29 protein-coding genes, 3 tRNA genes and 2 pseudogenes are annotated in these 26,976 nt (G+C 66.6%); 17 read left to right on the forward strand and 17 right to left on the reverse strand.

The annotated features are described in order from the left end of the window. The first annotated feature begins 1 nt into the window (after position 1). From nth to ACXMDM_RS00525, 5 genes are all read left to right on the forward strand, one after another. Positions 2-682 carry an endonuclease III gene (gene nth, locus ACXMDM_RS00505; RefSeq protein ID WP_071800144.1) on the forward strand — a complete coding sequence of 227 codons (681 nt, stop codon included), beginning with the start codon at positions 2-4 and terminating at the stop codon, positions 680-682. A gap of 28 nt (positions 683-710) precedes the next feature. After that, positions 711-1,013 (forward strand): 30S ribosomal protein S14, encoded by a 303-nt coding sequence (rpsN, locus tag ACXMDM_RS00510; protein ID WP_071800145.1) that lies wholly within the window; start codon positions 711-713, stop codon positions 1,011-1,013. Between the two features lie 375 nt (positions 1,014-1,388). Then, positions 1,389-3,509, forward strand: a complete 2,121-nt coding sequence (locus ACXMDM_RS00515) for a polyribonucleotide nucleotidyltransferase (RefSeq protein ID WP_071800146.1) — start codon at positions 1,389-1,391, stop codon at positions 3,507-3,509. A gap of 22 nt (positions 3,510-3,531) precedes the next feature. Further along, on the forward strand, positions 3,532-4,386 hold the full coding sequence (gene rsmI / locus ACXMDM_RS00520) for a 16S rRNA (cytidine(1402)-2'-O)-methyltransferase (RefSeq protein ID WP_259723215.1): 855 nt from the start codon (positions 3,532-3,534) through the stop codon (positions 4,384-4,386). Positions 4,387-4,467: 81 nt separating this feature from the next. After that, a complete protein-coding gene (locus tag ACXMDM_RS00525; protein ID WP_071800147.1) occupies positions 4,468-4,710 on the forward strand; it encodes a hypothetical protein in 243 nt (80 codons plus the stop codon). Here ACXMDM_RS00525 and ACXMDM_RS00530 read toward each other — a convergent pair. Continuing rightward, entirely contained in the window at positions 4,689-5,498 is an 810-nt protein-coding gene (locus ACXMDM_RS00530; protein WP_311134215.1) for a helix-turn-helix domain-containing protein, read from the reverse strand. The two genes, ACXMDM_RS00525 and ACXMDM_RS00530, sit on opposite strands and share 22 nt — an antisense overlap. 16 nt (positions 5,499-5,514) lie before the next feature. On the opposite strand from ACXMDM_RS00530, the gene ACXMDM_RS00535 reads away from it, so the two are divergent. Then, positions 5,515-5,588, forward strand: a tRNA-Arg gene (locus tag ACXMDM_RS00535). 446 nt (positions 5,589-6,034) lie between these two features. Here the strand turns inward: ACXMDM_RS00535 and ACXMDM_RS00540 are convergent. The 5 genes from ACXMDM_RS00540 to ACXMDM_RS00560 form a co-directional block, all read right to left on the reverse strand. After that, positions 6,035-6,925, reverse strand: a complete 891-nt coding sequence (locus ACXMDM_RS00540) for an acyl-CoA desaturase (RefSeq protein ID WP_259734918.1) — start codon at positions 6,923-6,925, stop codon at positions 6,035-6,037. 130 nt (positions 6,926-7,055) lie between these two features. Further along, entirely contained in the window at positions 7,056-7,367 is a 312-nt protein-coding gene (locus ACXMDM_RS00545) for a lactate dehydrogenase (RefSeq protein ID WP_233831057.1), read from the reverse strand. Positions 7,368-7,504: 137 nt separating this feature from the next. Next, positions 7,505-7,765 (reverse strand): J domain-containing protein, encoded by a 261-nt coding sequence (locus ACXMDM_RS00550; protein WP_162922842.1) that lies wholly within the window; start codon positions 7,763-7,765, stop codon positions 7,505-7,507. Positions 7,766-7,914: 149 nt separating this feature from the next. Beyond that, positions 7,915-8,820 (reverse strand): tRNA glutamyl-Q(34) synthetase GluQRS, encoded by a 906-nt coding sequence (gene gluQRS / locus ACXMDM_RS00555; RefSeq protein WP_071800149.1) that lies wholly within the window; start codon positions 8,818-8,820, stop codon positions 7,915-7,917. Positions 8,821-8,931: 111 nt separating this feature from the next. Then, the gene (locus tag ACXMDM_RS00560; RefSeq protein WP_071800150.1) at positions 8,932-9,207 is read right to left on the reverse strand and encodes an HU family DNA-binding protein; all 276 of its coding nucleotides are present in this window, start codon (positions 9,205-9,207) and stop codon (positions 8,932-8,934) included. Positions 9,208-9,505: 298 nt separating this feature from the next. Here ACXMDM_RS00560 and ACXMDM_RS00565 point away from each other — a divergent pair, with 298 nt between their 5' ends. From ACXMDM_RS00565 to ACXMDM_RS00575, 3 genes are all read left to right on the forward strand, one after another. Further along, entirely contained in the window at positions 9,506-11,626 is a 2,121-nt protein-coding gene (locus tag ACXMDM_RS00565; protein WP_499569881.1) for a glycogen debranching protein, read from the forward strand. A gap of 84 nt (positions 11,627-11,710) precedes the next feature. Further along, entirely contained in the window at positions 11,711-12,514 is an 804-nt protein-coding gene (locus tag ACXMDM_RS00570) for an ABC transporter ATP-binding protein (RefSeq protein ID WP_071800152.1), read from the forward strand. Between the two features lie 226 nt (positions 12,515-12,740). Further along, positions 12,741-13,124 carry a hypothetical protein gene (locus tag ACXMDM_RS00575; RefSeq protein ID WP_071800153.1) on the forward strand — a complete coding sequence of 128 codons (384 nt, stop codon included), beginning with the start codon at positions 12,741-12,743 and terminating at the stop codon, positions 13,122-13,124. 81 nt (positions 13,125-13,205) lie between these two features. On the opposite strand, the gene ACXMDM_RS00580 is transcribed toward ACXMDM_RS00575, so the two are convergent. After that, positions 13,206-13,263: transfer RNA gene (locus ACXMDM_RS00580), tRNA-Ser, on the reverse strand. A gap of 290 nt (positions 13,264-13,553) precedes the next feature. Between ACXMDM_RS00580 and ACXMDM_RS00585 the strand changes: the two genes are divergently transcribed. Together ACXMDM_RS00585 and ACXMDM_RS00590 are read left to right on the forward strand one after the other, a co-directional pair. Next, entirely contained in the window at positions 13,554-13,850 is a 297-nt protein-coding gene (locus ACXMDM_RS00585; RefSeq protein ID WP_233831059.1) for an AbrB/MazE/SpoVT family DNA-binding domain-containing protein, read from the forward strand. Continuing rightward, positions 13,837-14,298 (forward strand): type II toxin-antitoxin system VapC family toxin, encoded by a 462-nt coding sequence (locus ACXMDM_RS00590; protein WP_233831061.1) that lies wholly within the window; start codon positions 13,837-13,839, stop codon positions 14,296-14,298. Before ACXMDM_RS00585 ends, ACXMDM_RS00590 begins: the two co-directional genes overlap by 14 nt. A gap of 200 nt (positions 14,299-14,498) precedes the next feature. Here the strand turns inward: ACXMDM_RS00590 and ACXMDM_RS00595 are convergent. Further along, positions 14,499-14,569 (reverse strand) — tRNA-Gly (locus ACXMDM_RS00595). Between the two features lie 117 nt (positions 14,570-14,686). Between ACXMDM_RS00595 and ACXMDM_RS00600 the strand changes: the two genes are divergently transcribed. From ACXMDM_RS00600 to plsY, 5 genes are read left to right on the forward strand one after another with little or no spacing between them, the layout of a single operon-like run. Then, complete coding sequence (locus tag ACXMDM_RS00600) at positions 14,687-16,078, forward strand: MFS transporter (protein WP_259723177.1); 1,392 nt, start codon at positions 14,687-14,689, stop codon at positions 16,076-16,078. Between the two features lie 10 nt (positions 16,079-16,088). Further along, the gene (locus ACXMDM_RS00605; protein ID WP_071800155.1) at positions 16,089-16,838 is read left to right on the forward strand and encodes an MlaE family ABC transporter permease; all 750 of its coding nucleotides are present in this window, start codon (positions 16,089-16,091) and stop codon (positions 16,836-16,838) included. A gap of 39 nt (positions 16,839-16,877) precedes the next feature. Further along, complete coding sequence (locus ACXMDM_RS00610; RefSeq protein WP_071800156.1) at positions 16,878-17,339, forward strand: DUF3119 family protein; 462 nt, start codon at positions 16,878-16,880, stop codon at positions 17,337-17,339. Then, positions 17,336-18,277: a DUF3086 domain-containing protein gene (locus tag ACXMDM_RS00615; protein ID WP_071800157.1), complete on the forward strand. Its 942-nt coding sequence runs from the start codon at positions 17,336-17,338 to the stop codon at positions 18,275-18,277. The genes ACXMDM_RS00610 and ACXMDM_RS00615 overlap by 4 nt, the downstream gene beginning before the upstream one ends. A gap of 40 nt (positions 18,278-18,317) precedes the next feature. Further along, positions 18,318-18,965: a glycerol-3-phosphate 1-O-acyltransferase PlsY gene (gene plsY / locus ACXMDM_RS00620; RefSeq protein WP_071800158.1), complete on the forward strand. Its 648-nt coding sequence runs from the start codon at positions 18,318-18,320 to the stop codon at positions 18,963-18,965. A gap of 14 nt (positions 18,966-18,979) precedes the next feature. Here plsY and proC read toward each other — a convergent pair whose 3' ends face one another. The 7 genes and pseudogenes from proC to ACXMDM_RS00655 form a co-directional block, all read right to left on the reverse strand. Next, the gene (gene proC, locus ACXMDM_RS00625) at positions 18,980-19,750 is read right to left on the reverse strand and encodes a pyrroline-5-carboxylate reductase (RefSeq protein ID WP_083544614.1); all 771 of its coding nucleotides are present in this window, start codon (positions 19,748-19,750) and stop codon (positions 18,980-18,982) included. Between the two features lie 55 nt (positions 19,751-19,805). Continuing rightward, a complete protein-coding gene (locus tag ACXMDM_RS00630; RefSeq protein ID WP_071801951.1) occupies positions 19,806-20,393 on the reverse strand; it encodes a cell division protein SepF in 588 nt (195 codons plus the stop codon). Positions 20,394-20,535: 142 nt separating this feature from the next. Then, positions 20,536-21,189: a YggS family pyridoxal phosphate-dependent enzyme gene (locus tag ACXMDM_RS00635; protein WP_071800159.1), complete on the reverse strand. Its 654-nt coding sequence runs from the start codon at positions 21,187-21,189 to the stop codon at positions 20,536-20,538. A gap of 2 nt (positions 21,190-21,191) precedes the next feature. Next, entirely contained in the window at positions 21,192-21,470 is a 279-nt protein-coding gene (locus ACXMDM_RS00640) for a PipX family protein (protein WP_071800160.1), read from the reverse strand. 22 nt (positions 21,471-21,492) lie between these two features. Further along, the gene (locus ACXMDM_RS00645; protein ID WP_071800161.1) at positions 21,493-22,425 is read right to left on the reverse strand and encodes a CbiQ family ECF transporter T component; all 933 of its coding nucleotides are present in this window, start codon (positions 22,423-22,425) and stop codon (positions 21,493-21,495) included. A 170-nt stretch (positions 22,426-22,595) separates the two neighbouring features. Further along, positions 22,596-23,951, reverse strand: a pseudogene (gene der, locus ACXMDM_RS00650) (ribosome biogenesis GTPase Der); the annotation flags it as partial. Positions 23,952-23,989: 38 nt separating this feature from the next. Further along, complete coding sequence (locus tag ACXMDM_RS00655) at positions 23,990-24,409, reverse strand: DUF1823 family protein (protein ID WP_071800162.1); 420 nt, start codon at positions 24,407-24,409, stop codon at positions 23,990-23,992. A 23-nt stretch (positions 24,410-24,432) separates the two neighbouring features. On the opposite strand from ACXMDM_RS00655, the gene dusB reads away from it, so the two are divergent. Further along, positions 24,433-25,476: a tRNA dihydrouridine synthase DusB gene (gene dusB / locus ACXMDM_RS00660; RefSeq protein WP_259722736.1), complete on the forward strand. Its 1,044-nt coding sequence runs from the start codon at positions 24,433-24,435 to the stop codon at positions 25,474-25,476. An 89-nt stretch (positions 25,477-25,565) separates the two neighbouring features. On the opposite strand, the pseudogene ACXMDM_RS00665 reads toward dusB, so the two are convergent. Then, positions 25,566-26,120 (reverse strand): annotated as a pseudogene (locus ACXMDM_RS00665) (DUF4079 family protein); the annotation flags it as partial. Between the two features lie 43 nt (positions 26,121-26,163). Further along, on the reverse strand, positions 26,164-26,886 hold the full coding sequence (locus ACXMDM_RS00670) for an SAM-dependent methyltransferase (protein ID WP_259722746.1): 723 nt from the start codon (positions 26,884-26,886) through the stop codon (positions 26,164-26,166). Positions 26,887-26,976 lie beyond the last annotated feature (90 nt).

The following is a 26,976-nucleotide window of genomic DNA, read 5'->3' on the forward strand; positions in this document are numbered from 1 at the left end:
GGTGAGCGAACGTCTCCGGCGGCCTCGCTTCCCGACGGCGCGGCAGCGGGCTCCGTTGATCCTGGCCCGGCTTGGTGAGCTCTATCCCGAGGCCACCTGTTCGCTGAACTGGCGCACCCCCTGGGAGCTGCTGGTGGCCACGATGCTCTCGGCCCAGTGCACTGATGAACGGGTCAACCGGGTCACCCCGGCCCTGTTCGAGCGCTTCGCCGATGCGGAGGCCGCCGCCGCTGCCACCGCCGCAGAGGTGGAGCCGTACGTGCATTCCACAGGCTTCTTTCGCAACAAGGCCAAAAACATCGTGGCCGCCTCGCGGCTGCTGATCGAGCACCACGGCGGGGCGGTGCCGCCGCGCATGGACGCCCTGCTGGAGCTCCCTGGTGTGGCCCGGAAAACCGCGAATGTGGTGCTGGCCCATGCCTTCGGGATCAACGCCGGCGTCACTGTCGACACCCATGTGCGGCGGCTGAGCAACCGGCTCGGCCTGAGCAAGCAGAGCGAGCCGCGCCGCATCGAACCGGAGCTGATGAAGCTGCTGCCCCAGCCGGAGTGGGAGAACTTCTCGATCCGGATGATCTTCCACGGCCGCGCCGTCTGCAACGCCCGCAAACCCGCCTGCGACGGCTGCCCCCTCGCCGACCTCTGCCCCAGCCATCCCGAGCACGGCCGCGCGGTAGACTGATACATCCCTGAACCAGCTCTGAAGCCGCATGGCGAAGAAGTCGATGATCGCGCGCGATGTCAAGCGCAAAAAAATCGTGGCTCGCTTCGCCGTTAAGCGCGCCGCCCTGATGGCCGCGTTCGAGGCCGCCCCAGGCCCGATGGAGCGCCTTGAAGTGCACCGCAAGATCCAGGGCCTGCCCCGCAACAGCGCCGCCAACAGGGTGCGTAACCGCTGCTGGGCCACTGGCAAGCCCCGTGGCTACTACCGCGATTTCGGTCTGTGCCGCAACCAGTTGCGGGAGATGGCTCACAAGGGTCTGCTGCCCGGCGTCACCAAATCCAGCTGGTGAGCCCATTCGGCTGGCAACCAACTCCAGCTGATGAAAAAATCTGGCTGATGGTATGTGGCCGATGCTGAACTGCTCTGTTCCGCTTCATTGTCCGCAAACTTTTTGACTGTTGTGTTCTATCGCCCCTTTTTTGCGACCCCATTCGTTGCGAAAAAGTGGCGGCAAGATCAACAGCACGGGTGGCCCTGACGCCACCCTCTGTCGGGCGTTTTTGTAGGCCAGCGCTGCCGGCAGGCAAGCAGGCGCAGCCGATATTGATTGCAGGTTTGGGGCCCTGATCACCCCGTTTTGCCTCTTCACTAGTGGGCGCAGCCCATACGGGGGCAAGACAAAATGCGAGAATCAACAACGTCAACAAAACGGACATAATCAGAAGTGCCAGGAAAAATTCAGTCGGTCTCCTTCGATGGTCGGGAGATCCGGCTGACCACAGGGTTGTTTGCCCCTCAAGCAGGCGGGGCCGTGTTAGTTGAATGTGGTGATACGTCCGTGCTGGTCACGGCCACCAGGGCCAAGGGTCGCGAAGGGATCGATTTCCTCCCCCTCACCTGCGACTACGAAGAGCGTCTCTACGCCGCCGGACGCATCCCCGGCAGCTTCTTCCGCCGCGAAGGCCGCCCCCCCGAGCGCGCCATCCTCACCACGCGCCTGATCGACCGCCCGATGCGGCCGCTGTTTCCCTCCTGGCTACGGGACGACCTCCAGGTGGTCGCCACATGCCTGTCGCTGGATGAACGGGTCCCGCCCGATGTGCTCGCCGTGACCGGCGCCTCGATCGCCACCCTGCTGGCCAAAATCCCCTTCAACGGCCCGATGGCGGCCGTGCGCGTCGGCCTGCTTGGCGACGACTTCGTGCTCAACCCCAGCTACCGCGAGATCGAGCGCAGTGAGCTGGATCTGGTGGTGGCCGGCACCCCGTCCGGGGTGGTGATGGTTGAAGCGGGCGCCAACCAGCTGCCCGAACAAGACGTGATCGAAGCGATCGACTTCGGCTACGAAGCCGTGGGCGAGCTGATCAAGGCCCAACAGACCCTCCTCGCCGACCTGGGCATCGAGCAGGTATTCCCGGAAGCGCAGGTGCTCGACGCCGCCCTGCCGAATTTCCTGGAGCAGGAATGCGGCGCCGGCATCGGCGAAGTGCTCAAGCAGTTCAGCCTCACCAAGGCGGAGCGCGACGCCCAGCTGGATGTGATCAAGGCAGGCGTGGCCCAGAAGATTGCCGGTCTCTCCGACGACGATCCGATCCGCCTGGCCGCCACCGGCAAGGCCCTCGGCAACACCTACAAGGGCATCACCAAGAAGCTGATGCGCGCCCAGATCCTCAGCGAGGGCAAGCGGGTCGATGGCCGCAACCTCGATGAAGTGCGGCCGATCACGGCGGCCGTCGGCGTGCTGCCCAAGCGGGTGCATGGCTCCGGCCTCTTCCAGCGCGGGCTCACCCAGGTGCTCTCCTGCGCCACCCTCGGCACCCCCAGCGATGCCCAGGAGATGGACGACCTCAACCCGATGGGCGAGAAGACCTATCTCCACCACTACAACTTCCCCCCCTATTCCGTCGGCGAAACCCGGCCGATGCGCTCCCCCGGCCGCCGCGAAGTCGGCCACGGCGCCCTCGCCGAGCGGGCCCTGATTCCCGTGCTTCCCGCCAAGGAGGGCTTCCCTTACGTGATGCGGGTCGTCTCGGAGTGCCTCAGCTCCAACGGCTCCACCTCGATGGGCTCGGTCTGCGGCAGCACCCTGGCGCTGATGGATGCCGGTGTGCCGCTCAAGGCTCCCGTAAGCGGCGCCGCCATGGGCCTGATCAAGGAGGGTGATGAGGTGCGCATCCTCACCGACATCCAGGGCATCGAGGATTTCCTCGGCGACATGGACTTCAAGGTGGCCGGCACCGAGAAGGGCATCACCGCCCTGCAGATGGACATGAAAATGTCCGGTCTGGCGGTGAAGACCATCGCCGAAGCCGTCAACCAGGCCCGCCCGGCCCGGCTGCACATCCTCGAGAAGATGCTGGAGGCAATCGAGAAGCCCCGTGAGATCCTCTCGCCGCATGCCCCGCGGCTGCTCAGCTTCCGCATCGATCCCGAGCTGATCGGCACGGTGATCGGCCCCGGTGGGCGCACGATCAAGGGCATCACCGAGCGCACCAACACCAAGATCGACATCGAGGATGGCGGCATCGTCACGATCGCCAGCCACGACGGCGCCGCCGCCGAGGAAGCCCAGCGGATCATCGAGGGGCTGACCCGCCGGATCAGTGAAGGCGAGCAGTTCAGCGGCACGGTCACCCGGGTGATCCCGATCGGCGCCTTCGTGGAGATCCTCCCCGGCAAGGAAGGGATGATCCACATCTCCCAGCTCTCCGAAGCCAGGGTCGAGAAGGTGGAAGACGTGATCAAGGTGGGCGATGCCGTCACCGTGCGGGTGCGCGAGATCGACAACCGCGGTCGTATCAACCTCACCCTGCGCGGTGTGTCCCAGGAACCCGTGGCGGTCTGAGATCGATCGGGCCCCGCTGAAGCTGGATCCCCCGGCTGAACCCGCCGCCGGTGTGCTCTACCTGGTGGGCACACCGATCGGCAACCGGGGCGATCTCTCGCCCCGGGCCCAACAGGTGCTCGCGGGAGTCGATCGCATCGCCTGCGAAGACACCCGCCACAGCGGCCAGCTGTTGGCGGGTTTCGCCATTCGTGGCCGCCTGCTCAGCTTTCACCAGCACAACCAGCACGGCCGCACCCCCGAGCTGCTCGCGGCGCTGCAGGCCGGCGAAAGCCTGGCGCTGATCAGCGATGCCGGCCTGCCGGGCATCTCCGATCCCGGCGAGCTGCTGGTGGCGGCCGTGCGCGCCGCCGGGCTGCCGGTGATCTGCATTCCGGGCCCCTGCGCCGTCACCACGGCCCTGGTGAGCAGTGGCCTGCCGACGGGGCGTTTCTGCTTCGAAGGCTTCCTACCCGCCAAGGCCCGCCTGCGCCGCCAGGCCCTGCAGGAGCTGGCCGCGGAACGCCGCACGCTGGTGCTGTTCGAAGCGCCGCACCGGTTGGTCGAACTGCTGGAGGACCTGCTCGATCTGCTCGGCAATCGACCGCTGCTGGTGGCCCGGGAACTCACCAAACGCCACGAACAGCAGGTTGGTCCCACGGTGGAGGCGGCCCTGGAGCACTTCCGCCAGGTGCCCCCCCGCGGCGAATGCACCCTGGTGCTCGGCGGCGCCCCTGCCCCCGAAGCTCCCCAGTGGAGCGAGCACGAGCTCAGGGCGGAACTGGCGCGGCGCCTGGCAGCGGGCCTCAGTGGCAGCGACGCCGCCCGCCAGCTCGCCGCCGAAACCGGCCTCTCCCGCCGCAGGATCTACGCCCTGCTCCACCAGCCACCCCCATAGCAGCCGCCACTACCAGTTCGCCTGGCCACTGTTCGCTCGCCCACCAGCAGTCAGAATCACAAGAGCCAACTGTTTTGTCCCGTGCTGCTGCGTCTGCGCCTGCTGCTCTCCAGCCTCGGTGGCGGCCTGTTGCTGCTGCTGATCCTGTGCCTGGGCTCGCAGAACCTCAACGAACGGGCCGTGCTGCAGCTTGGCATTGGCCGCACCGTGCCGCTGCCCACCGGCTTTTTGGTGGGCGTCGCCCTGGTGGTGGGCGTGATCAGCGGCGGCAGCGCCACCGCCCTGGTGATGCCCAGGGGTGATCAGGATCCCGGCAGGGAATAGACAGCGCCTTCGAGCACGAGTCGGGTGATGCCCTGAACCAGCAGGTAGGGGGCGGTGCGCCGCAACACCTGGCTGTCAGGCAGCTTGATCACCCGTTGGGTGCGCCCGCAGTGGCGCTTGGCCTGGCGCGGGTTGGCGAACACCAGCAGCGCCTGACCTTGTTGCTCCCCATCGGGCAGTCGGCCCAGCTCAGGAAAATCGCTGAGGGGGCGGGCCTGCAGTTCCACCGTCTTGTCGACGAGCATGTAGAGGCTTTCAGGCAGTGGCGCGCTCTCCAGCGGCTGGCGGCAGGCTGCCGCTGGGCGATCCTCAAGGGCAACGCCCACGGGGACGGCCACAAACAGATTGCCTTCTCGGTCCCGCCCGAAGCCATCGCCGCCATCGCCGCCCTCGTCGTCGCTGTCGTCGTCCTCACCGAAATCATCGGCATCATCGATCGCCAGCACACCGGGCCTGGTGTCCTCGTCGTCGTCCTCTTGGCCTAATTCAGCGCCGTCTTCAACGTCTTCAGCGCCAGCACCTAGGTCAGCGCCGGCAACAGCAACTGGCGCTGTGGTGGCAAGCGGAGAAGCTTGGGCCTTGCCCCGTTGCCGCTTGAGCTGTCCGTAGACCTCCTCCCCCAGAGCCGCCTTGACCAGGCGCGTCACCGTGTTGGCGCTGCAACCGAAGGCCGCAGCCAGCGCCTGGGAGCCCTCGCCCCGCTGATAGCGCCGCACCAAGTCCTGTTTCTGCTCGTCGCTGAGCCGGTTGGCCGCCATGGAACTGGAGAGGGTTGCGTAGCCGCTCACCTTAGGCTGCCCGGGTGGGCCGTTAGCTCAGTTGGATAGAGCATGCGACTTCTAATCGCACGGTCGCTGGTTCGAGTCCAGCACGGCCCGTTGAACAGCTCCAGCCCTGCCGGCCAGCAGAAGACGCCAGGGTTCGCTCACACCCGAACGGTTCGGTGATAAACAAGTCATTGGGCGCAACGTTTTGTAACCAGAATTGACGAATCAACGCGCTCACCCGTCAATGGCCCTTTCGCCATCCGTCGAGGTCGTACAGCTGGAGCGCAGCTGTACCGGCCGCACCACCTTCTGCGCAGCCCAATCCAGCGACCAGACCCTGATTGCCGAGTTGGCACCGCAACAACCCTGGGAGCTGTTCTGCCATCGCCACCAGACCGATCAGCTGATCCTGTTGCGTGGCTCCCTCGACTTAGTCGTGCTCCACAACGGCCGCTTCGAGCGGATCACCCTGCGCGAAGACGACCCGGTGATGGTGCGCATTCCCCCCGGCGTGCCGCACGGGGCAATCAACCAGGGTCGTTACTCCGCCACCCTGGTTAACGCCGTGCTGCGCCATGGACCCGCCGCTGCCGGCGATTACCGGCCCCGGCCGATTCCAGCCGGCCTGCTTGGTCAGTGGCAGAAACTGCTGAACGTGCCCGATTCAACAGCTCACCTTGGCTTGGAACAATCAGGCGAGACGCCAGGCCGCAGCGTTCCAGGAAACGGATGAAGCCATAGGTGGGATCCGGCAGCACGCAAACCTGGCCCGCCTGCAGGGTGAACCCTTGCCGCGCCGATGACTGGAAGGCGTGGTGCAGGTTGTGCCATCCCTCGCCGAGGGTCAGCAGCGCCACTAAGCCATTGTTGCGGCTGTGATCATCGGTGCGAAACGGCTGGTCGCCCGCTAGGTGGGCCAAGGAATTCACGGTCGCCACGCCGTGGAACAGCACTGTGGTGCTGAGGCAGTAGGCCGCCAGCAAGGGAAGGCCGCCCAGGGCGAACGACAACCAGCCCAGGCCTACGGCCGGCAGGACATGCAGCCGGTCGATCAGGCGCAGCACCGGATCAGCCTCCACGTCCGGGGGGAGCCGCTCGGGGAAAAAGGAAGGCCGCAGCAGCCAGCCGACCTGGGAACGCCAGAAGCCTGCCCAGCCCCTGAGGGGCGCCAGGGGGCTGTGGGGATCCCGATCGGTGTCGACGTAGCGATGGTGACTGAGGTGGTGAGCCTTCCACCAGCTCGGGCCCATCTGCCCTGCCGAAGCCCCCACCAACGCCCCAAGCCAGAGCACCAGTTTGGGGGCCTGGTAGCTGCGATGGGTGATCAGGCGGTGATAGATCGCCGTTGTGGCCAGCATTCGCAGCAGATAGAGCGTCACGGCCCAGGCGATCGCGCCGAGCCCGAGGCCCGTGGCCAGCAGCAGCAGGCAGCCCAGATGGACAGCCACGATGAACACCGGTCCGAGGACGTAGAGGAAACGGGTAAGAACGGAGTACAGAACAGGCCTTGCACCAGACCCGACGCTAGAGGCTGGCTCTCACCAACGAGCCCGGACCCGTTGCTCAAAACCCCTGATTTCAGAACATTTGATCATCGCCCTGGTACGGCTCGAATTCACTCCATCCTGGGCTGGCGTCATCGAACAGTCCGTAGCGGGCCGCTTCGTCATTGAGCAAGGTGTTGCCTTCCGGCTGGGTATCACAGGTGATTCCGCCGCCGACAGCCGGGCGGCAATTGTCGAAGCGGATATCAGCCAACAGGGGCTCAGCTCGTCCAGGAGCCGCAGCGCCCACCAGGAGCAGAAGTGCTGCCGTTGCGCTGGAGGCGGCAATCGAAGTTGCGATGGAAATGGCGGCTTGCCAGGGGCTTTGGTGATGGGCGGTTGTCATGGTTTAGGTGCTGACCGGCGAAACGGGATGATGGCGACGAGCTTTTCTCGCCACGATGTACACCGACTGGACTGCCGTCATCCTGCTGCTGCTCACGGCTGCGCCCTTAGCGGTGGTGGTCGGGACCGCCACCTTCTTCATCTGGAGCCAGAAGAGAAGGCCCCAGCGTTGATCTCCTGGTTCCAGGGCTGAATCACGTCCGGCTGGATCATGTCTTGAAGCCTCGGCTGGGGCTCGAAGCGCGGCTCATGACCCTGGCCAAGGCAGTCGAGGCAGGTGCGAAAGCGCTGCTCACTCATCCTCAGCACCCCACTACCGCCGCAATGCGGGCACGGCGGCAGCGGAACATTCGGCAAGGAGGCACTGGGGCCTGAGCCGGAGGGGGGAAGGGAGGTCACGAAACGAACACCATCTGCATGAATGCAGTCTGCCCCTCCTGCTCCTCACAGGGAGGACCGATCCAGCTTCATTCCTTAAGAATTCCTTTCTTAAGTGTTTGTTTCTTGAGCCTTCCTTGCCTGAGCATTCGTTTTCACAGAAACCGGCTTTACAGGGGCTGGCGTAGCCGCTCCCGCAACAGGGGCAGGCTGAGTTGCTCGCAGAGCTCCAGGGCACTGAGGCGACTGCCGACTGGCACCAGCTGCAGACTCGCCGCCAACTGACCGATCACCGCCGGTCCATCCAGTCCCTGAGCGCGCAACCCAGCCAGCCCTTCGGCCGCCGATCGCTTGGCCAGCCGTTCGCCGCCGGGCCCGCACCAGAGCGGCACATGCCAGTAGTCGGGAGGACGCCGCTCCAGGCAGGCCATCACAGCCAGCTGCGGGGCGGTGGAGTGCCAGAGGTCGGCTCCACGCAGCACCGTGCTGATGCCCAGGGTCAGCTCATCGACTGCCGTGGCCAGGTGATAAGCCACAAAGCCATCGGCCCTGCGCAGCACCACGTCACCGACAGCCGTAGGACCATCCAGCCCAGCCTCGCGTCCAACCAGTTCAGGCCAATGCAGCCGCCCCGGCGCCAGCCGCAAGCGCCAGCTGGGCTGGCGGCCATCCTTGGTACCCCAATCGGCAGGAACGGCGCGGCAGAGACCTGGATAGGGCGACCATCCGCCGTGGGGGGCTGAAAGATCGGCGAGCATCCGCCGGCTGCAATGGCAGGGATAGAGCTGGCCCGAGGAGCGCAGCCTGGCCAGTGCCGCGTCGTAGAGCGAGCGGCGCTCACTTTGAAAGAGCGCCGGGCCGTCCCAATCGAGACCCAACCAGCCCAGGTCGGCCTCGATGGCTTCGCAGGCACCGCTGCGGTTGCGGGGCGTGTCGAGATCGTCGAAGCGCAGCAACCACTCGCCACCGCTCAGCCTGGTCTGCAACCAGCTGAGCAGGGCCGTGCGCAGATTGCCGAGGTGAAGATCGCCGCTGGGGGAAGGGGCAAAGCGCCCGCGGTGGTGGCCCTGCCGCAGACAATCGCCGCGCTCGAGCTGCTGCTCAAGCGCGTCTTGAAAACCTTCTCTGGAGGCACCGGGCCTGCCGGCGCCTGGCCTGCTGGGGCTGGCGGAAGGAATCGACCCGATTCAGCCCTGAACCTGGTCTTTGAACTGCTTGCCGGCGGTGAAGGCGGGCACGCGCTTGGCGGGGATGGCGATTTTCTCACCAGTCTTGGGGTTCAGGCCCTGACGGGCCGAGCGCTCGCGGGCCTCGAAGGAGCCGAAACCGAGGATCGACACCTTTTTGCCTTCGACCACCGAATCGATGATCGTGGAGATGGCGGCGTCTACGACATTGGAGACGTCGGTCTTGGTGAGTTCGGTGCGGGCTGCGACGAGATTGACGAGATCAGCTTTGTTCATCGGATAGGAAAACCTTCAGGGAGTGCGGGATCTGGGCGGAGCGGAAAATCCCCTCCCGCCATGCGGTGGAGCAGCCAACGGGATGTTGAGCGCGCCAATCGTATGGGGGAAGGGCTGATCCAGCAACTGAAATCGCCCTGTCGGCAACGGTTTTGACCCAATTGGGCCCAAATTGGGCCGATTTGGGCCTGGATCGAGCGGCGATCGCTGCCAGAGCGGGCCGTTGAACACCGTGTTGGAGCAGGCCAGGCAGCGGTTGCAAAGCCTCCTAGTTTGTGCGCGCCCCAGAACTGAGCCCTTGGCGGCGATCCAGCTCGGACATCCCTGGCCCCTGGGAGCAAGCGTGACGGCGCGGGGGGTGAACTTCTCTGTGGTGGCTCCGCGGGCCACCCGGGTGGAGTTGCTGCTGTTCCGCGATGGTGCGGCCGCGGAGCCTTACCGGGTGTTCGCCCTCGATGGCCGCCACCGCTCCGGTGACTACTGGCATGGCGAAGTTGAAGGGCTGGGGATCGGCTGCCGCTACGGCTACCGGGTGTTCGGTCCGCTACTGCCGGGGCTGCACGGGTTCAATCCGGCCAAGGTGCTGCTCGATCCCTGCGCCCGGGCGATCGATGGCTGGGAGGTCTACGACCGCGCGGCGGCCAGCGGCACGGTGCTCAACACCAGCTGCTGCCTGAAGGGGGTGGTGACCGAACGGGACCGCTTCGATTTCGATTCCGCCCCCCGGCCCCGCCACAGCTGGCAGCGCAGCGTGATCTATGAGCTGCATGTGGGTGGCTTCAGCCATGGGGCGGGCAGCCCCACCCCGGCGGAGCGCCAGGGCAGCCTGCTGGGCCTGATCGACACCCTGCCCTACCTGCGCAGCCTCGGGGTCACCACCCTGGAGCTGTTGCCGGTGATGGCCTTCGATCCCCAGGATGCACCCACCGGCCGCCACAACTACTGGGGCTACAGCCCCCTGAGCTGGATGGCTCCCCATCAGGGCTATCTGGTGGGGAACGATCCGCTCGAGGCTCGCCAGCAGGTGCGCGCCCTCGTCACCGCCTGTCACCAGGCGGGCCTGGAGGTGCTGCTGGATGTGGTCTACAACCACACCAGCGAAGGCAACCAGAACGGTCCAACCCTCAGCTGGCGAGGCTTTGCCGACGCCCTTTATTACCAGCAGAACGAGTCGAGCGAGTACCAGGACGTCACCGGTTGCGGCAACACGATCGCGGCCAACCGGCCGCTGGTGCGGCGTCTGATCATCGAGTCGATGCGCTGCTGGGCCCTGGAGCTGGGCATCGATGGCTTCCGCTTCGATCTGGGCATCGCCCTCTCCCGCGGCGAGAACATGCTGCCGCTGGATCAGCCGCCCCTGTTCGAGGAGATCGAAGCCGATCCGGAGCTCAGCGACCTGAAGCTGGTGAGTGAACCCTGGGACTGCGGCGGCCTCTACCGGCTCAGCGATTTCCCGGCCAAGCGCATGGGCACCTGGAACGGCCGCTTCCGCGACGATCTGCGTCGCTTCTGGAAAGGGGACGACGACTGCAGCTGGCTGATGGCCGAGCGACTGAGCGGCAGCCCCGATCTCTACGGCGGCCGCCCAGCGGCCGTGGGGCGGGCCATCACCTTCATCACCGCCCACGACGGCTTCACCCTGGCCGATCTGGTCAGCTACAACGGCAAACACAACCTGGCCAATGGCGAGGACAACCGCGACGGCGACAACCACAACAACAGCTGGAATCACGGGGTGGAAGGCCCCTGCAACGATCACGCCATCACCGCCCTGCGCAACCGCCAGCAGCGCAATCTCCTGGCCACCCTGCTGCTCGCCCCGGGGGTGCCGATGCTGCTGATGGGCGACGAGGTGCGCCGCAGCCAGGGGGGCAACAACAACACCTGGTGCCAGAACAATCCCCTCGGTTGGATGCACTGGCGGCCCGATGCCGGCGATCTGGCCCTGCGTCAGTTCGTGCAAAGGCTGCTGGTGTTGCGCCGCAAACTCGCCGGCCTGCTCAACCCGGAGCAGCCCTACGTGCAAGGCAAGCCGGGCCGACCCACAGCCTCCACAACCCTCTGGCGCGAGTGGCACGGCGTCGAAGTGGAACGCCCCGACTGGGGCAGCTGGTCGCACACCCTGGCCTGGAGCCTACACAGCGCCGAGCGCGGAGCGCTGCTCTGGTGCGGCCTGAACGCCTACAGCAAGGCGATCCACTTCGATCTGCCCAAACCCAGCGAGGGCTGGTTGCGCGTGATCGACACAGCCCTGCCCAGCGGCCAGGACCTGCCCCTCCCCCCCGAGCTCTGGACCCCCAGCGGGGCCCCGCTGGAGAGCCGCAGCCTGATGCTGATGGTGGCCCCGGAGCTGCTGCAGAAGCCAGCCAAGCCGAAACAGGCCGGGAGCGCGGCCAGGGCCAGCGCTCAGGCCACCTGACAACCCTGGCTCCACGCTCACCGGCCCAACCGGCTTCATCCGCTCGGATCCGCCAACACCCCCCTGGCCGCGCCCCTTCCCGCCTTGACCACCACCGTCCCCTATCTCGACCTCCAGGCCGTGGAGGCCTACCTGGGCCCCCGCCCGGTCTTCACCAACCTCAGCCTGCGGCTACACCAGGGTGAACACACCGTGATCCTCGGGCCGAACGGGTCAGGCAAGAGTGCCCTGATCAAGCTGCTGTGCCGCGAAATCTACCCGGTGGTCAAGCCGGGATCCTGGCTGCGCCTCTTCGGCCACCAGACGGCGAATCTCTGGGATCTGCGGGCCCGGATCGGGCTCGTCTCCCAGGATCTGCAGGCCAACTATCGAGGCGGCGTGCTGGCCCGCGATGTGGTGCTCTCCGGCTTCTTCGGCTCGGTGGGCATCGGCCCGAGCCAGCAGCCCACAGCCGCCCACAGGCTGAGGGTGGGTGAGCTGATGGACCAACTCGGGCTGGCGGATCTGGCCGAACGCCCCTACCGCCAGCTCTCGGACGGCCAACGGCGACGGCTGCTGCTGGCCCGGGCCCTGGTGCACGATCCAGAGGTGCTGGTGCTCGATGAGCCCACCAATGGCCTCGATATCCAGGCCCGCTTCCAGCTGCTGACGATCCTGCGCGGCCTGGCCCAGTCCGGCACAACCCTGCTGCTGGTGACCCACCAATTCGATGCAATCATCCCGGAAATCAGTCGCTGCGTGCTGTTGCGGCAAGGGGCCGTGCAGGAGGATGGCCCCGTCAGCGAGCTGCTGCAGGACGGCCCCCTCAGCGCCCTGTTCGCCACGCCCCTGCAGGTGTGCACAGCCGGCGGTTATCACCAGGTGCTGCCGGCGGGGGAAGCTCCTTGAAATTATTCTGTAAAATGAAGCAGACAGCTGAGCAATCAAGGAATTTCGCGGGATCATCAGCACCACGGCTCCTCTCGATGAAGTCCTTTCGACGAAGCCCTTTCGATCAAGCCTGTCTTTTTTCATCACGGAGATAACTTTGTTCCCTGTCAACTGCCGTTTCCTACGCCTGCGATCAAACGCAAGATCAACGGCAAGATCAACGGCAAGATCAACGGCAAAGCTGATGCTGCCGCTGCTTGCGTTCGCTGTGGCCCTCCCAGCAGCACATGCCGGCCCATTCAGCTTTGACCCTGTGTCGTTTGCCGGCTATGCCAACAACTGGCAGAAGTTGCAGGGTAATGATCTGGTCTTTCGCAACCTCTCCCTCTGCGCCAAGGAGGGCAACGGTGGCTACAGCTGCCTGGCAGGCGAGGTGCTGCGCAAAGAACCTGGCAAGTCAGGGCGATTTTTCTGCAAACTGCGCTCCGTGGGCTATCACCCCAACACCCGCAGCATCACCTTCGTGACCCGCTCCTGCGAGTATCGCAGCGGCCAGCGGCGGATCATCGATCAATCCGAAAAACTATTCCAGAAGGGCCTCGACACCCTTGAGAATTTCACCAATTAAGCCAGCAACAATCATCAATTAAGCCAGCAGCAATGGTGACCCAAAAATGCTGATTGAGAAAAACCCTGATTTGGGAAAGTAAGCGGACGGCGGGAATCGAATCCGCATCATCAGCTTGGAAGGCTGAGCCACCAATCGCCCAGTCTCCTTGTTGTGCCTGACATATCAACAACAAAAAATCAACAACAAAAAAGCCATTTTGTGAGTTACTTGGTGAGATGCTTCGCTCCTGAAAGCCGTCTGGGGGCCTGGAGGTGGTCCATGCGCCGCGAGGCCTCTGGCCACAACGAGGTCGCCAGCACCGCCGGTGTTGCACTCAGGGCCGGTGTCCGCTGCAGTGGCACCTTGAGAGCAAGGAGGCCACCATCACTGGCTTGTATGGACGTAGAGTCGTGTATCGACACTGCTGGCAAGATCCAAGGCGGTCCCGTGACAGAGTCCATGGCCCAGAACCATCCCGTTGATACAGGTAGGCACTTCCAGCAGGCGATCCGCCGCTGGGGAAACAGCCTGGCCGTTCGGCTCCCCGCTGACTGCCTGCGTCAGGCCGGCCTGCGGGAAGGCGATCAGATCGAGATCGTCGTTGGCCCTGACGGCCGGCTGAGTCTCGAACCCCTGCGCCAGCTGGATCGCTCGGCTCTTGCCGCTGTTCTTCGCGAGCTCCAGGCCACCATGCCCCTCACTCCCTCTGTGGTTGAAGAATGCCGCGCCAATGAGCGCTGGTGAGACCGTCCGCTCGATGATCTACCTCGACACCAGCGTGGTGGTGGCTCTGCTGACCTCGGAGGAGCGCAGCCCGCACGCGCTCGACTGGTTGGCGCAGTGCCGCGAACCCTTGATCAGCAGCGACTGGCTGATCACCGAGACCCACAGCGCCCTTGGGATCAAGCAGCGCCATCACGGCCTCAGCCCCCAGGCCCGCCAGGCCGCCGGGGACCAGTTCGAGCGCCTGCTGCAGGGCGGAGTTGAACTGCGCTCGCTTGCTCGCGACCGCTTTCGTCAGGCAGCCGAGCTGCTTCAAGATCCTGCTCTCGCGCTGCGGGCCGGTGATGCGCTGCATCTGGCGGTGGCACTGCACAGCCGCTGCACCCAGCTGGCCAGCTTTGATGGGCGGATGCTGCAAGCTGCGGCTGCCCTCGGGCTGAGGCCGGTCAAGGAGCTCGGCATGGGCTAGTGAGCTGAAATCAGGGACTATCCCATGGCCCGATAGCCCAGCAGCCTGCTGGTGGGAATCCGCGATTCGATCAGCCGTTTGGCCAGCGTCTCCTGAAACTGCTCCCGAATCCATGCGGTCGAGGTCCGCTATTCCCGCAGGGCCTCGGGATGGTCCTCAGACATGACGGCCCTGGCCGAAAACCCTGATTTGGGAAAGTAAGCGGGCGGCGGGAATCGAACCCGCATCATCAGCTTGGAAGGCTGAGGTTTTACCACTAAACTACGCCCGCAGCAGCACAGATGATCTGATGCTGTGATCGTTAACGCCTCACCCGCGCCACACCCCGATCACTGCAGCATTATGGCCTGCGTCGGAGTGCCCCAGCTTGAGCCCCATCCCAGCGCCGGTGCCCTCTGCTGGAACCCCGGCCATTGCCGATGCGGCCGATGCGTCCAGGGCCGAGCAGCGCCGCCTGCTCTGGGCCTACGGGCTGGGTGACACCGGTACCGGCATGGCCGCCACCCAGCTGGGCTTCTATCTCTTTGTGTTTTACACCGGAGTCGCCGGTCTGCCGGCCTGGATGGCCGGGCTGGTGCTGATGGTGATCAAGGTCTGGGACGGCATCAACGATCCCTTCGTGGGCTGGCTCAGCGACCACACCAAGAGCCGCTGGGGTCCGCGGCTGCCCTGGATTGCCTGGAGTGCCGTGCCGATGGGGCTGGCGATGGCCGCCAACTGGTGGGTGCCGCCGGGCAGCCTCTGGCAGAAGTTCGCCTACTTCGTGGTGATCGCCCTGCTCTCCCAGGGACTGTTCACCTGCGTGAACCTGCCCTATTCCGCCCTCGCCAGCGAGCTCACCGTCGACACCAGCCTGCGCACCCGGCTGAACACGGCGCGCTTCACCGGCTCGATCCTTGCCGGACTCAGCGGCCTAGTGCTCGGCGCCCTGCTGGTCCGCGGCGGACCATCGGGCTACCTCAGCATGGGGCTCGCCTCCGGCCTGCTGATCATTCTGGGAACCCTGGGCTGCGCTTGGGGTCTGTCGCCGTTCACGGGCCATTGCCAGCGGCCCACCGGCGATCCCGAGCCGATTGGACGCCAGTTGCGACGCATTGGCGCCAATGGTCGTTTCCTGCGGGTCCTGGGCCTCTACCTGCTGCTCTGGTGCGGCCTGCAGCTGATGCAACCCGTGTCGCTGATCTTTTTCGAGGCGGTGATGCGACTGCCCAAGAGCTGGAGCGTCTGGATCCTGATTCCCTTCCAGCTCAGCGCCTTGGTCGGGCTGCAGGTCTGGAGCCGTGTGTCCTACAGGCGCGGGCGGGTGCATGCGCTGCGCTGGGGCGCCGGCCTCTGGATCGCCGGCTGCGCCCTCTCGATGGTGCTGGTTCCACTGGAGGCCAGCATCGGTCCGCTCGGTTCGCTCAGCAACATGGTCAGCCTCGGTCTGCTGGTGCTCACGATCGTGCTGGTGGGACTGGGGGGCTCCACCGCCTTCCTGATCCCCTGGTCGCTGCTTCCCGACGCGATCGATGCCGACCCCGACAAACCGGCGGGCCTCTACACGGCCTGGATGGTGATCACCCAGAAACTGGGCATCGGCCTGGCCGTGTTCGCTTTGGGCAACGTGCTCAGCTTCAGCGGCTATGAAGCAGGTCTGCAAGGCCTCCAGCCCGAGAGCGCCCTGCTGACGATCCGGTTGTGCATGGGCCTGATCCCCGCCACCCTGGTGGTGTTGGGGCTGCTGGTGATGCGCCGCTGGCCGGAGCGAGGGCTGCATCTGCAGCGGGCACCACGATGAGGACAACCCGATGAGAACTCCCCGGTGGGTCAGCCGGCTCGGCACCAGCTGCCTGATCGGCGGCCAGACGCTCTCGGCGATCGCCCGCGGCCAGATCAATTTCAACGACCTCTCTGAGCAGATGCTTGAGGCCGGTCCTGGCAGTTTCCTGATCGTGGCGATCACCGCCCTGGCTGCCGGCACCGTGTTCAACATCCAGGTGGCAGCTGAACTGACGAAACAAGGGGCCGGGATGGCCGTGGGCGGGATCCTCTCGCTCGGTCTGGCCAGGGAGATTGCGCCCCTGCTCACCGCCACCTTGCTCACCGGCAAGGTGGCCACCGCCTATGCGGCCCAGCTCGGAACCATGAAGGTGACCGAGCAGATCGATGCCATCACGATGCTGCGCACCGATCCGGTGTCCTATCTGGTGGTGCCGCGGGTGCTGGCCCTGGTGATCATGGCGCCGGTGCAATGCATGCTCTTTTTTGCGGTCGGGGTGTGGTCGGGGCAGCTGAGCAGCACCTTCCTGTTCTCGATCCCGCCGAACGTGTTCTGGAACTCGGTGCGCACCTGGATGCAGCCCAGTGACCTGCCCTCGATGCTGGTCAAAGCGGTGGTGTTCGGCCTGCAGATCGCTGTGATTGCCTGTGGTTGGGGCCTCACCACCAAGGGCGGCCCGAAGGAGGTGGGCACCAGCACCACCGGCGCCGTGGTGATGATTCTGGTCACCGTCAGCCTGATGGACGTGCTGCTCACCAAAGTGCTGTTCGGCGACTGAGCGGCCGGTAGCCCAGCATGGAGGCCATGATTCCAGGCCATGACCACTCCCTCCAGCTCCAGCGACAGCTCGGCCGACAGTTCCACCGACAGCTCGGCCCCCAGCCCCACGCCCGCTGACACCCCAGGGGTGATCCTCACGCCCCGTCCCTGGGTTCCGCTGGGGTTGGTGCTGCTCGGCCTGGCCAGCCTGCTGTTGCTGCCGCGCTGGAGCGGGGCGCTCTGGTTGGCCGGTGCGCTCGTGCTGTTCGGCCTGCTGCTGCTGCTGCAGACCGCCCTGCTGCGGCTGCAGTTCAGCCCCGATGCCCTGCTGGTCTGGCGGCGTCAGACCCTGTTGCGCCGCTTCCCCTACGACGAATGGCTGGGCTGGGCCGTGTGGTGGTCGCCGCTACCGGTGCTGTTTTATTTCCGTGAACAGCGCAGCATCCACCTGCTGCCGGTGTTGTTTGATGCCACCGCCCTGCGCGAGCAGCTCAACCTGCACATCAGCGCCCCGAAATGACCGATCCGTCCACCTCCCCTGATCCGGCAGCCGAAGTGCCGAACGAAGCGCTCAGCGAAGCGCCGGCTCAATCCGGCTCCCCCTGGCAGGACCTGGCCCTGACCGAGCTGAGCGGGCGACGCCAGGCGCTGCTGGCGGAGATCGAAGGGCTTGAGGCCCGCCGCGATCTGCTGGCCAAGGACCTGCTGGGCACGGTCGCTGGACAGTCCGATGCCATTGCCAGGCGCCTGAAGGGCTTTCAGGACTATCTGGTGGTTGCCCTGCAGGATCTGGCCAGCCAGGCAGAGCAGATTGATCTGGCGGTGCCGCCGCTGCAGCTGCAACCCTCTCCCCTCGATCAAATGGCCGCACCGGCGGCAGCGCCCGAAGCCGCTGCGGCGGTGAGCCCTGGGGTGGGTCTGTTCAGCCAGGACGAGGCCCTGATCAGCGACCAGCTGCGGCGCTTTCAAGGCCAACCAGACTTCTACGCCGATCCCTGGAAGCTGCGCCGCAGCATCGAGCCCTCCGCCACGGCCCTGCTTGAAGACTGGTTCCTGCAGCAGGGCGGCCGCGGCGCCCAGGCCAGCAGCGGCAGCCGCAACCGCAACGCCCTGGTGGTGGCGGCCGCCGTTGCCATCCTCGGCGAGCTCTACGGGGAGCGTTTTCAGACCCTGGTACTGGCCGGCCAGCCCGAACGCCTCGGTGAGTGGCGCCGCGGCCTGCAGGACTGCCTGGGCCTGGGTCGGGAAGACTTCGGCCCCAACAGCGGCATCGTGCTGTTCGAGCGGCCCGATGCCCTGATCGAGCGGGCTGATCGGCTCGAAGAACGGGGGGAGTTGCCGTTCATCGTGATCGATGCCTCCGAGCAGGTGGTCGACATCCCGATCCTGCAGTTCCCGCTCTGGCTCGCTTTCGCCGCCACCGCCAACGAATTGGCCCTCGAGGAGGACCAGCTCTGAGACCCGCGCCACCAGCCCGCCCGCAACCCCGGACCCGCCCATGAACGCGCTTCTGCCCCTTGTGGTGATGCTGACGGGATACCTACTCGGCTCGATCCCATTCGGCTGGCTGGCGGGCCGCTGGTGGGGGGGAATCGACCTGCGCGAACTGGGTTCGGGCTCCACAGGCGCCACCAACGTGCTGCGGCAGATGGGCAAGGGCCCGGCCCTGGTGGTGTTCCTGCTCGATGTGCTCAAGGGCAGCGCCGCGGTGTTGCTCGCCAAGGCCCTGCTCCAGCCGCTCCTGATCAGCGACAGCAGCGACTGGTGGGTGGTCGCCGCTGGCCTGGCCGCCCTGGCCGGCCACATCTGGCCGATCTGGCTGGGGTGCAAGGGCGGCAAGGCCGTGGCCACCGGCCTGGGCATGCTGCTCGGCCTGGTGCCGGCCGTGGGTCTGGCCTGCTTCGGCCTGTTTCTGGCCACCCTGACGGTCAGCCGGATCGTCTCGCTCTCGAGCGTGGTGGCCGCCCTGAGCCTGCCGCTGTTGATGCAGGGCAGCTTCATGACCGCCGGAACCGGCCTGCGGCCGGCCTATCTGGCCCTGGCCGTGCTCACCACCGTGTTGGTGGTGTGGCGACACCGCGCCAACCTCGGGCGCCTGATCGCCGGCACCGAACCGAAGCTGGGCAGCAAATCCGGCGCCAACTGATCCAGCCAGACAACTCAGCCTTCGGCCAGGGCCCGGCTGCGTTCGGCGGCCGCCAGCACCGCCTCGATCAAGGCGGAACGCACACCGCCCTGCTCCAGGCGCCTGAGGGCCGCGATCGTGGTGCCAGCTGGGCTGGCCACCATGTCCTTGAGCTGGCCGGGGTGCAGCTGCTGCTGTTGCAGCAGCTGCACCGAGCCGGCCATCATCCCGCCGGCGAGCTGCAAAGACAGGGCGCGCGGCAGGCCGGCGGCCACGCCGCCATCCGCCAGCGCTTCGATCACCACCGCCGCCAGCGCCGGCCCGGAGGAGGCCAGGGCGAGGAAGCCATCGAGCTGGCTCTCCGGCAGCTCGAACACCTGGCCGACCGACGCAAACCAAGACCGCACCTGATCACACTGCTCCGTCTGCACCGCCGCACCCCAGGCCAGGCCGGTAATGCCGGCGCGCACCAGGCAGGGCGTGTTGGGCACGGCCCGAACCACCTGGCAGTGGGGAAAGGCCTGCTCCAGCTGCCGCAGGGTCACCCCGGCGAGAACCGAAATCAGCAGCGGGGCTTGACCCGCCGCGAAAGACGGGGCAGCGGCGGCAACCCGGCGTAATTGCTGGGGTTTGACAGCCAGCAGCACCACCGCTTCTGCCCAGGCAGCGGCTGGATCGGTGCCGACAGCCACCCCCAGCTCCGCCCGCAGGCGCCCGGCACTGGCCTCGCTGGCCACCACGGCCTGGACCCGCCCCGCAGCCACGGCGCCTTGCTCAAGCAGCGGAACCAGCAGCGCCCGGGCCATGCGGCCCAGACCAATCACACCAAGACCAGTCACATCAGGACGGATCACACCGGGATCAGCCCAGGCCGGCACCGAGATCGGTTCGGCCCCAGGCAGGGCTGGGGGCGGCCACCGAATCGGCGCCGAGATCCTTGGAGGTCACGATGGTGGGCGAGGAGGGCTCTTCGCCGGAGGCCGTGGTGACGGTGACACAGCTGGGGGCAAACAGGAAAATGCTTTCGCCGACCCGTTCCTGGTGGCCATCGATGGCGTAGGTGCCGCCAGCCACGAAATCGACGGCGCGCTGGGCCTGATCGGGCTCCATCATCGTGAGGTTGATGATCACGGTCTTGCGGTCACGCAGGGCCTGAATCGCCCGCGGCATCTCATCGAAGCTGCGGGGCTCCATCAGGGTGACTTCCGCGGCCGTCGGCGAAAGACCGGGCATGCCGATCACCTTCCCACCGGCGAATGGATCGTCCATCGAAAAATCTGAGCTGAGGCTCAGGGCGCTGCCGCTGCTGCTCTGGCCAGCGGCGCTGCCGCGGGGGGTGCTGGCGGTGGCTGTGGCCTCACCGGCGTCGTAGTCGAGTTCGTCGTCGTAGTCGCCATCGAGATAGTCGTCACCCGAGACAACCGCACGCAGGCGTGAGAACAACGACACCTTGAGTTCCTTCGTGTTGGTCTGTACCTCAATAGCGTCCCACGCCAGCGGTGGCAACTGGTCACACATCGAACAATCCCGTTCCGAAACAGCGATTGGCCTGGATCGGGCCGCTCAGATCAGACCGCTCAGACCTGGCCGCTCAGATCGGGCGTGGACCGAACAGCGCCGAGCCAATTCGCAGCCAGTGGCTTCCGGCAGCCACCGCTTCAGGCCAGTCACCGCTCATGCCCATCGAGAGCTCCGGCAGTCCCAGGCGTGCCGCCAGGGCCGCGCAGTCGCGGAACAGCGCCAGGCGCTCAGCCGGCTCCAGCCCCATCGGCGCAATCGTCATCAATCCCACCAGCCGCAGCGGATCGAGGGCCCGGAGTTCAGGCCAGAGCCGCTCGAGTTCGGCCGCCTCAAAGCCGGTCTTGCCGGGGTCAGGCCGCAACTTCACCTGCAGAAACAGCCTGGGGCTGAGGCCCTCCTCGCTGGCGATGCGCTGCAGGCGCTCGGCCAGGGCGGCGCTGTCGACGGAATGGATCGTGCCGAAATGACGCAGCACCGCCCTGGCCTTGTTGGCCTGAAGGCGACCGATGAAATGCCAGTCGAGCGGTTCGAGATCGGCCAGTTCGAGCTGCTTCGCCACGGCCTCCTGCAGGCGGCTCTCGCCAAAGGAGCGCTGGCCACACCCCACCAGACGGCGGATCCGCTCGGCCGGCTGCCCCTTGCTCACCGCCAGCAGCCGACTGCCCGGCGGCAATGCAGCGGTCAGGCGCTGGAAGCGCTGCTCGAGGCCCTCAGCGGCATCCACGCCTAGATGAAGGTCTGGTCGAACAGCTGGCGCCAGCGGGGGAGGTGGGCGCTGCCATCGCGGCGGGCCCGCGCCAGGTTCTGCTCGGCGTAGTGACGGGCATCCATCAAGGGAATCACCTCGAACTGGGCACTGCGCGACTGCAGGGTGACCAGAAAAAACATCCTCTGGGCGTAGAGGGTGGCGAACAGGTCACGCCCTTCTCCGGCCGGGGACACCCGATAGAGCAGACCGAAGGTGGGGTGATTCAGATACCGCTCCGTACTCGCGTCTGCGCTCACTGATGGTTCTAGCGGCTACCAATCACAGCGCACCGTACTGCCAGCGCAGTCCGAGCAAGGCGATCAGGGCGGTTGCGGCGATCCAATTGAGTGGGTGAGCCGCCCGGACCACCAGCCGCAGTTGCCGGGGTGGCAACCACTGGCCGCCCCTGGCCATCAGGGCTTCGGCGCCCTGCTCGGCCCGCAGCAACAGGTTGGCCAACAAGCGTTCTCCCACCGCCAGAACGATTCCAAGCGCCCCCTTCAGGCCAAGGCTGCGCAGGTTCACGGCCCGGGTGGCCAGCGAGCGCAACAGGTTCTGGAATTCTTCCTGCACCAGGGGCAGAAAGCGCAGCGCCAGCAGCAGGGTGAAACCAAGCCGATCCACCGGCAGGCCCAGCAGGCGCAAGGGGCTGATCGCCCAGGTCAGGGCCCAGACCAGCTCCTCGGGAGGGGTGCTCAGCAGCAGCAGGTTGGCGCTGTGGATCAAGGTGAACAGCAGGGTGGCGCTGTTGAGGCCCAGTTCGGCTGAGCGGCGGTTGACCACCAAGGGCCCGAGCGGCAGCGGGCCGAGTTGCACGGGCCCCCAGCGCAGCAGTTCCCAGGGTTCTCCCAGGCGCTGGGTTGCGGGCTGGCCGGCAGCACTGGGGGCCAGCGTCAGCTCCTGCGGCGATCGGCTGATCGGTGCCGCTGGCACCGCCCTGGTGGGCAGCAGGGCAGAGAGCAGCCCCACCAGCAGGCTGAGGGCGAGCAGAGCAGGAAGGTTCCGGCGCCACAGCCGCCAGGACAGACCGCTGAGCGCGGTGATCAGCAGCAGCAAGCCCACCAGGGCGATCCGCCAGAGGGGTCCAGCCAGAATCGGCGTGACCAGGAAGGCCAGGGTCCAGCCGAGCTTGAGGCGGGGATCGAGGCGGCGCAGCCAACTCGATGAGCCATCGACGAATTGGCCAATCGGAAGCTGCCGAAGCCAGTCCATCAGCGAAAAACTCTCACGTCTGCGCCATCAACCCAAAGCCATCAAGACAGCGGGGCGTCGGCGGAGTCGGCCGTTAAATCATCCAGATCAGCGGTTGCACCAGTCTTGGAATCGCCCCTGGAGCGGGCCACGGAACGGGAATCGGAACGGGAATCGGCGTGGGCGGTGGCGCGGGCCTGCTGGCGGTTGAGCTCCTTCTCCGCATCCCGTTCCTGCTTGCCACGCCAGAACAACTTGATCGGCGAGCCATCGAAGCCCAGGCCTTCGCGGATCTGGCGTTCCACATAACGCCGGTAGGTTTCACCGAACAGCTTCGGATCATTCACGAACAGCGTGAAGCTGGGGGGCCGGGTGGCCACCTGGGTGCCGTAGTAGAGGCGTCCCTGGCGCCCGCCGCGGCTGGTGGGGGGCGAGCGCCAGCTCAGCGCCTCCTGCAGCACTTCGTTCACCACCGAGGTGGTGACCCGACGCCGGTGCTGCTCCACCGCCAGCAGGGCCAAGGCAAAGATGCTCTCCACCCGCTGGCCGCTGAGGGCGGAGGTGAACAGCATCGGCGCCCAATCGAGGAAATAGAGCTTGGCGCGCAGCTCCTTCTCCATCGCCGGCATGGTGTGGCTGTCTTTTTCGATGGCGTCCCACTTGTTGACCACCACCACGCAGGCGCGGCCGTCTTCCTCGATGCGCCCGGCAACGCGCTGATCCTGCTCGGTGACGCCGTCGAGGGCGTCGATCACCAGCACACAGACATCGCTGCGTTCCACCGCCTTGAAGCTGCGGGTGATGCCGAAGTATTCGGGGCCGTAGCTGACACTGCGGCGACGGCGAATGCCGGCGGTGTCAAGCAGTTTCCAGGTTTTGCCTTCGCGCTCGATCGTCGTGTCGATCGTGTCGCGGGTGGTGCCACGGATCGGGCTGACGATCGCCCTGGGCTCGCCGCAGATCGCATTGAGCAAGCTCGACTTGCCCACATTCGGGCGGCCGATGATCGCCAATTGGATCGGCTCCTCGCCTTCGAGCTCGTCGTGGGGGGGCAGGAAGCCAATCAGCTTATCGAGCAGATCGCCGGTGCCGGCCCCGTGAATCGCCGAGACGGGGTGGGGTTCGCCCAGGCCGAGCCCCCAGAAGTCAGCGGCCATGGCCAGACCCTGGTCGGGCGACTCACACTTGTTGACTGCCAGCAGCACGGGCACCTTCTGGCCGCGCAACCATTCAGCGATGGACTGATCGGCGGCAGTGAGCCCCTGCTGACCATCGACCACCACCACGGCGACGGCCGCTTCGGCCATGGCCAGGTTGGCTTGCTGGCGGATTTCCGGCAGAAATTCGCTGTCGTCGTCAAAGACCAGACCGCCGGTATCGACCACCCGGAAGGTGCGATCTCCCCAGAAGCCTTCTTGGTAGGTGCGGTCCCGGGTGACCCCGGGCTGGTCATGAACGATGGCTTCGCGGCTGCGGCAGAGCCTGTTGACGAAGGTGGACTTGCCCACATTGGGGCGGCCGATAATGGCGACGACTGGAAGCGCCAAAAATACTTATCTCAACCAAACCGTGGCTACTCTTGACACTACAGAGCGCCGGGCTGCTGCGGAAGCGCCCCGTTCTGCGGCAGCGGCTCGCCGCAGCCAGCCAGCCAGGCCAGCAACCAGTTCACCGCCGTGGCCCGGCGGGTGCGGCGGGGATGGAGCTCACCGATCCGGTAGCCAGCGAATCCCAGCTGCTCCTTGAGCAATTGCTTGTAGGGCGCCGCGATCGAGCGGGTGAGCCTGACGCTGGCGGGACGCTCGGCGATCAGCTCCGGGGCCAGCGGATAGGCCTCGGCCCACTCCTGTGGTGTCTGGGGACCGGCACTCCAGGGCTGGCCGGCCGACTCGGGCCGGTAGCCCAGCCGTTGCCAGACCAATTCACAGACGAAGCGATCGCTGAACTCGTCGTCGAGGATCCGCCGCAGCAGGTCGGCGCTGAGCGGGAAGGTATCGGGATGCATCGAGGCCTGCCGCTGCTGAAGCCATGCTGACCCCTCCACTGCGCTGGCCGGGCCGGGGCGTAGCCCGCCAGCTCGATTGCCGCGTGTTTCAGTCGCCGCTGGCGGGTGTGAGCGACAGGATCTTCCGCTCCCTGGTACGGCGTTGGGCGCCGGAGGCCCTGCTGTTCACCGAGATGGTTCACGCCACCAGCCTGGAGCGCGGCCATGGCGGCGAGAAATTCGAGGACTTAGCTGGCGAAACCGGCCCGATCGCGGTGCAAATCTTTGATCACCGTCCGGCGGCGATGGCCGAAGCGGCGCGGCGGGCCGAAGCCGCCGGTGCCTTCCTGATCGACATCAACATGGGCTGCCCGGTGCGCAAGATCGCCCGCAAGGGCGGCGGCAGTGGCCTGCTGCGCGATCCGGAGCTGGCCCAGCGGATCGTGGCGGCGGTGAGCGGGGCGGTGCGGATTCCGGTCACGGTCAAAACGCGGCTGGGCTGGTGCGGCAGCAGCGCCGATCCGCTGGGCTTTGCCCTGGCCCTGGAGAACGCTGGTGCCCAGGCCCTGACCCTGCACGGCCGCACCCGGGAGCAGGGCTTAAGCGGCGAGGCCGACTGGGGCGCGATCGCCGCGGTGAAGCGGGCCCTGCGCATTCCGGTGATCGCCAACGGCGATGTGACCAGTCCGGAGCGGGCGCTCGCCTGCCTGGCGATCACCGGCGCCGATGGGGTGATGGTGGGCCGGGGCAGCCTCGGTGCCCCCTGGCTGGTAGGGCGGATCGATGCGGCCCTACGCGGCCGGCCGGTGCCGCCGATCCCCACGGCCACGCAGCGACTGCAGCTGGCGGCCGAGCAGCTCACGGCCCTGGTGGAGGCCAGGGGCGACAAGGGCCTGCTGATCGCCCGCAAACATCTCGGCTGGACCTGCCAGGGCTTTGCTGGCGCGGCGCAGCTGCGCCGTCAGCTGATGGGGGCGCCGAACCTGGCCGAGGCGCTGGCCCTGCTCAGGGAGGCGGAGAACGGAGCAGGAGCCTCAAAGAGCGAGGCGGGTCTGGAAAGGGATGGGGCTGCACTGAGTTGTGCCTGATCCGATCCCTGCCGGCTCAAGGGCAGGCCCAGCAAATCGCGGCTGCCGGTGATCGCCTGCACCGCCAGAAGCACGGCCACCAGCAGGTTGGCGCTCACATGCAGGCGCCGGAAGCGCAGCGAGGCGATGATCTCCGGACCCGCCGCCATCGAAAACAGCAACAGACCCATCAGCAACAGGCCACTCCAGTAGTGGGAACTCCAGAAAGCCCCGCTGAACGGGTTATCGCTCTGGCGCCAGACCTCGGGCTGGCTGCCCAGCGCCAGCAGGCCGGCCCAGGTGAGCAAAGCGAAGCTGGCCCGCAGCGCCGCCAGCCGCACCCGCCAGAGCGCCAGCAGACTCGCGAAGGTGCCGGCACAGACCAGCAGCAACAGCGCCAAACGGGGAAAGCTGGCGGCACTGCTGAGGGAGGTGCCGCTGAGAAACGAATGAATCAGGGCGATCAGCACGGCCACCACCGCGCCGGAGCCAACCCAGCGGCCGTGGTCGGCATGCTCCACCCCGACGCTGGCGGGCAGAGGGTTGATCTCAAGCCGCCGCTCCCGCGCCAGGATTCCCAGCCGGATCGTGGCCCCCACAACGGGATAGACAAACAGGATCATCAGCACCGGATGGAGCAGGGAGAACCACTCGATCGGGGTCATGGCGGCGGCTGGCGATGGGGAGAGCAAAGCATCTGGCGTGCCATCAGGGGAGCACCTCTGGCCAGCCCAGGCGGATCAGCAGCAGGGAGAAGTAGGGCTGCTCGGCGGCCGGCACCTGCTCGGCCGCTGCCAACAGCTCATCGGGCCAGCCCAGGCGCTGGGCCAGCTGGCAGCCCGCCAGCAGCTGGCGGCGGGCCAGCAGCGGCCTCACCCAGGACCAGCGCCGGCCGAGCTTGAGCAGCACCAGATTGGCGCGCTGCTCCGGCGGTAGCTCCTGCAGCTGATCGAGCAGGGCTTCTAAGGCCTCGGGCTGATCCGGTGTGGTTCGCACCAGCAGGCCCTGCTGCTGCAGCGCCAGGGGCCAATGGGCCGCCGCCGCCGCCGCCGCCAGCGCGGTGATCCCCGGAATCAGCCGCAGCGGACAGTTGGGGTGGCGCTCCGCCAGGGCCAGCAGGGCATAGGAGGCGCTGGCAAACAGCGACACATCCCCCTCGCAGAGCAACACCACCCGCCGGCCGGCCGCCACCGCCGCCGCCAGCCGATCGGCCGCCGCTTGCCAGGCCAGACGGCGCGGCTCGTCTGCAGTCACCATCGGGAACAGCAATGGCAACAGCTCCTGCTGCTGCGTCAGCCAGGGCGCCGCGATCGCCGCGGCCATGCCGGCACCGCCCTGCCGCCCCACCGGATAGGCCACCACCTCCGCAGCCCGGATCGCCCGCACCGCCGCCACGGTGAGCAGGTCGGGATCACCGGGACCCACCCCCACCAGCACCAGGCCCGGCTGTGGATCCAGTGGCAGATCCAGCGACGGATCCAGTGGCGACTCAGGGGCCAATCCGCTGCGCTCGAAGGCTTC

This window comes from Synechococcus sp. CS-603 (assembly GCF_977929215.1).

Bases quoted from the DNA above. Each gene is read 5' to 3' on its own strand.
- ACXMDM_RS00645 (WP_071800161.1), bottom strand. From the start codon at position 22,425: ATGGACTGGCTTCGGCAGCTTCCGATTGGCCAATTCGTCGATGGCTCA.
- ACXMDM_RS00610 (WP_071800156.1), top strand. From the start codon at position 16,878: ATGACCACTCCCTCCAGCTCCAGCGACAGCTCGGCCGACAGTTCCACC.
- proC (WP_083544614.1), bottom strand. From the start codon at position 19,750: ATGGCCCGGGCGCTGCTGGTTCCGCTGCTTGAGCAAGGCGCCGTGGCT.
- ACXMDM_RS00560 (WP_071800150.1), bottom strand. From the start codon at position 9,207: ATGAACAAAGCTGATCTCGTCAATCTCGTCGCAGCCCGCACCGAACTC.
- ACXMDM_RS00590 (WP_233831061.1), top strand. From the start codon at position 13,837: ATGAGCGCTGGTGAGACCGTCCGCTCGATGATCTACCTCGACACCAGC.
- ACXMDM_RS00615 (WP_071800157.1), top strand. From the start codon at position 17,336: ATGACCGATCCGTCCACCTCCCCTGATCCGGCAGCCGAAGTGCCGAAC.
- dusB (WP_259722736.1), top strand. From the start codon at position 24,433: ATGCTGACCCCTCCACTGCGCTGGCCGGGCCGGGGCGTAGCCCGCCAG.
- rpsN (WP_071800145.1), top strand. From the start codon at position 711: ATGGCGAAGAAGTCGATGATCGCGCGCGATGTCAAGCGCAAAAAAATC.
- ACXMDM_RS00655 (WP_071800162.1), bottom strand. From the start codon at position 24,409: ATGCATCCCGATACCTTCCCGCTCAGCGCCGACCTGCTGCGGCGGATC.
- ACXMDM_RS00605 (WP_071800155.1), top strand. From the start codon at position 16,089: ATGAGAACTCCCCGGTGGGTCAGCCGGCTCGGCACCAGCTGCCTGATC.
- ACXMDM_RS00545 (WP_233831057.1), bottom strand. From the start codon at position 7,367: ATGACAACCGCCCATCACCAAAGCCCCTGGCAAGCCGCCATTTCCATC.
- plsY (WP_071800158.1), top strand. From the start codon at position 18,318: ATGAACGCGCTTCTGCCCCTTGTGGTGATGCTGACGGGATACCTACTC.
- ACXMDM_RS00575 (WP_071800153.1), top strand. From the start codon at position 12,741: ATGCTGCCGCTGCTTGCGTTCGCTGTGGCCCTCCCAGCAGCACATGCC.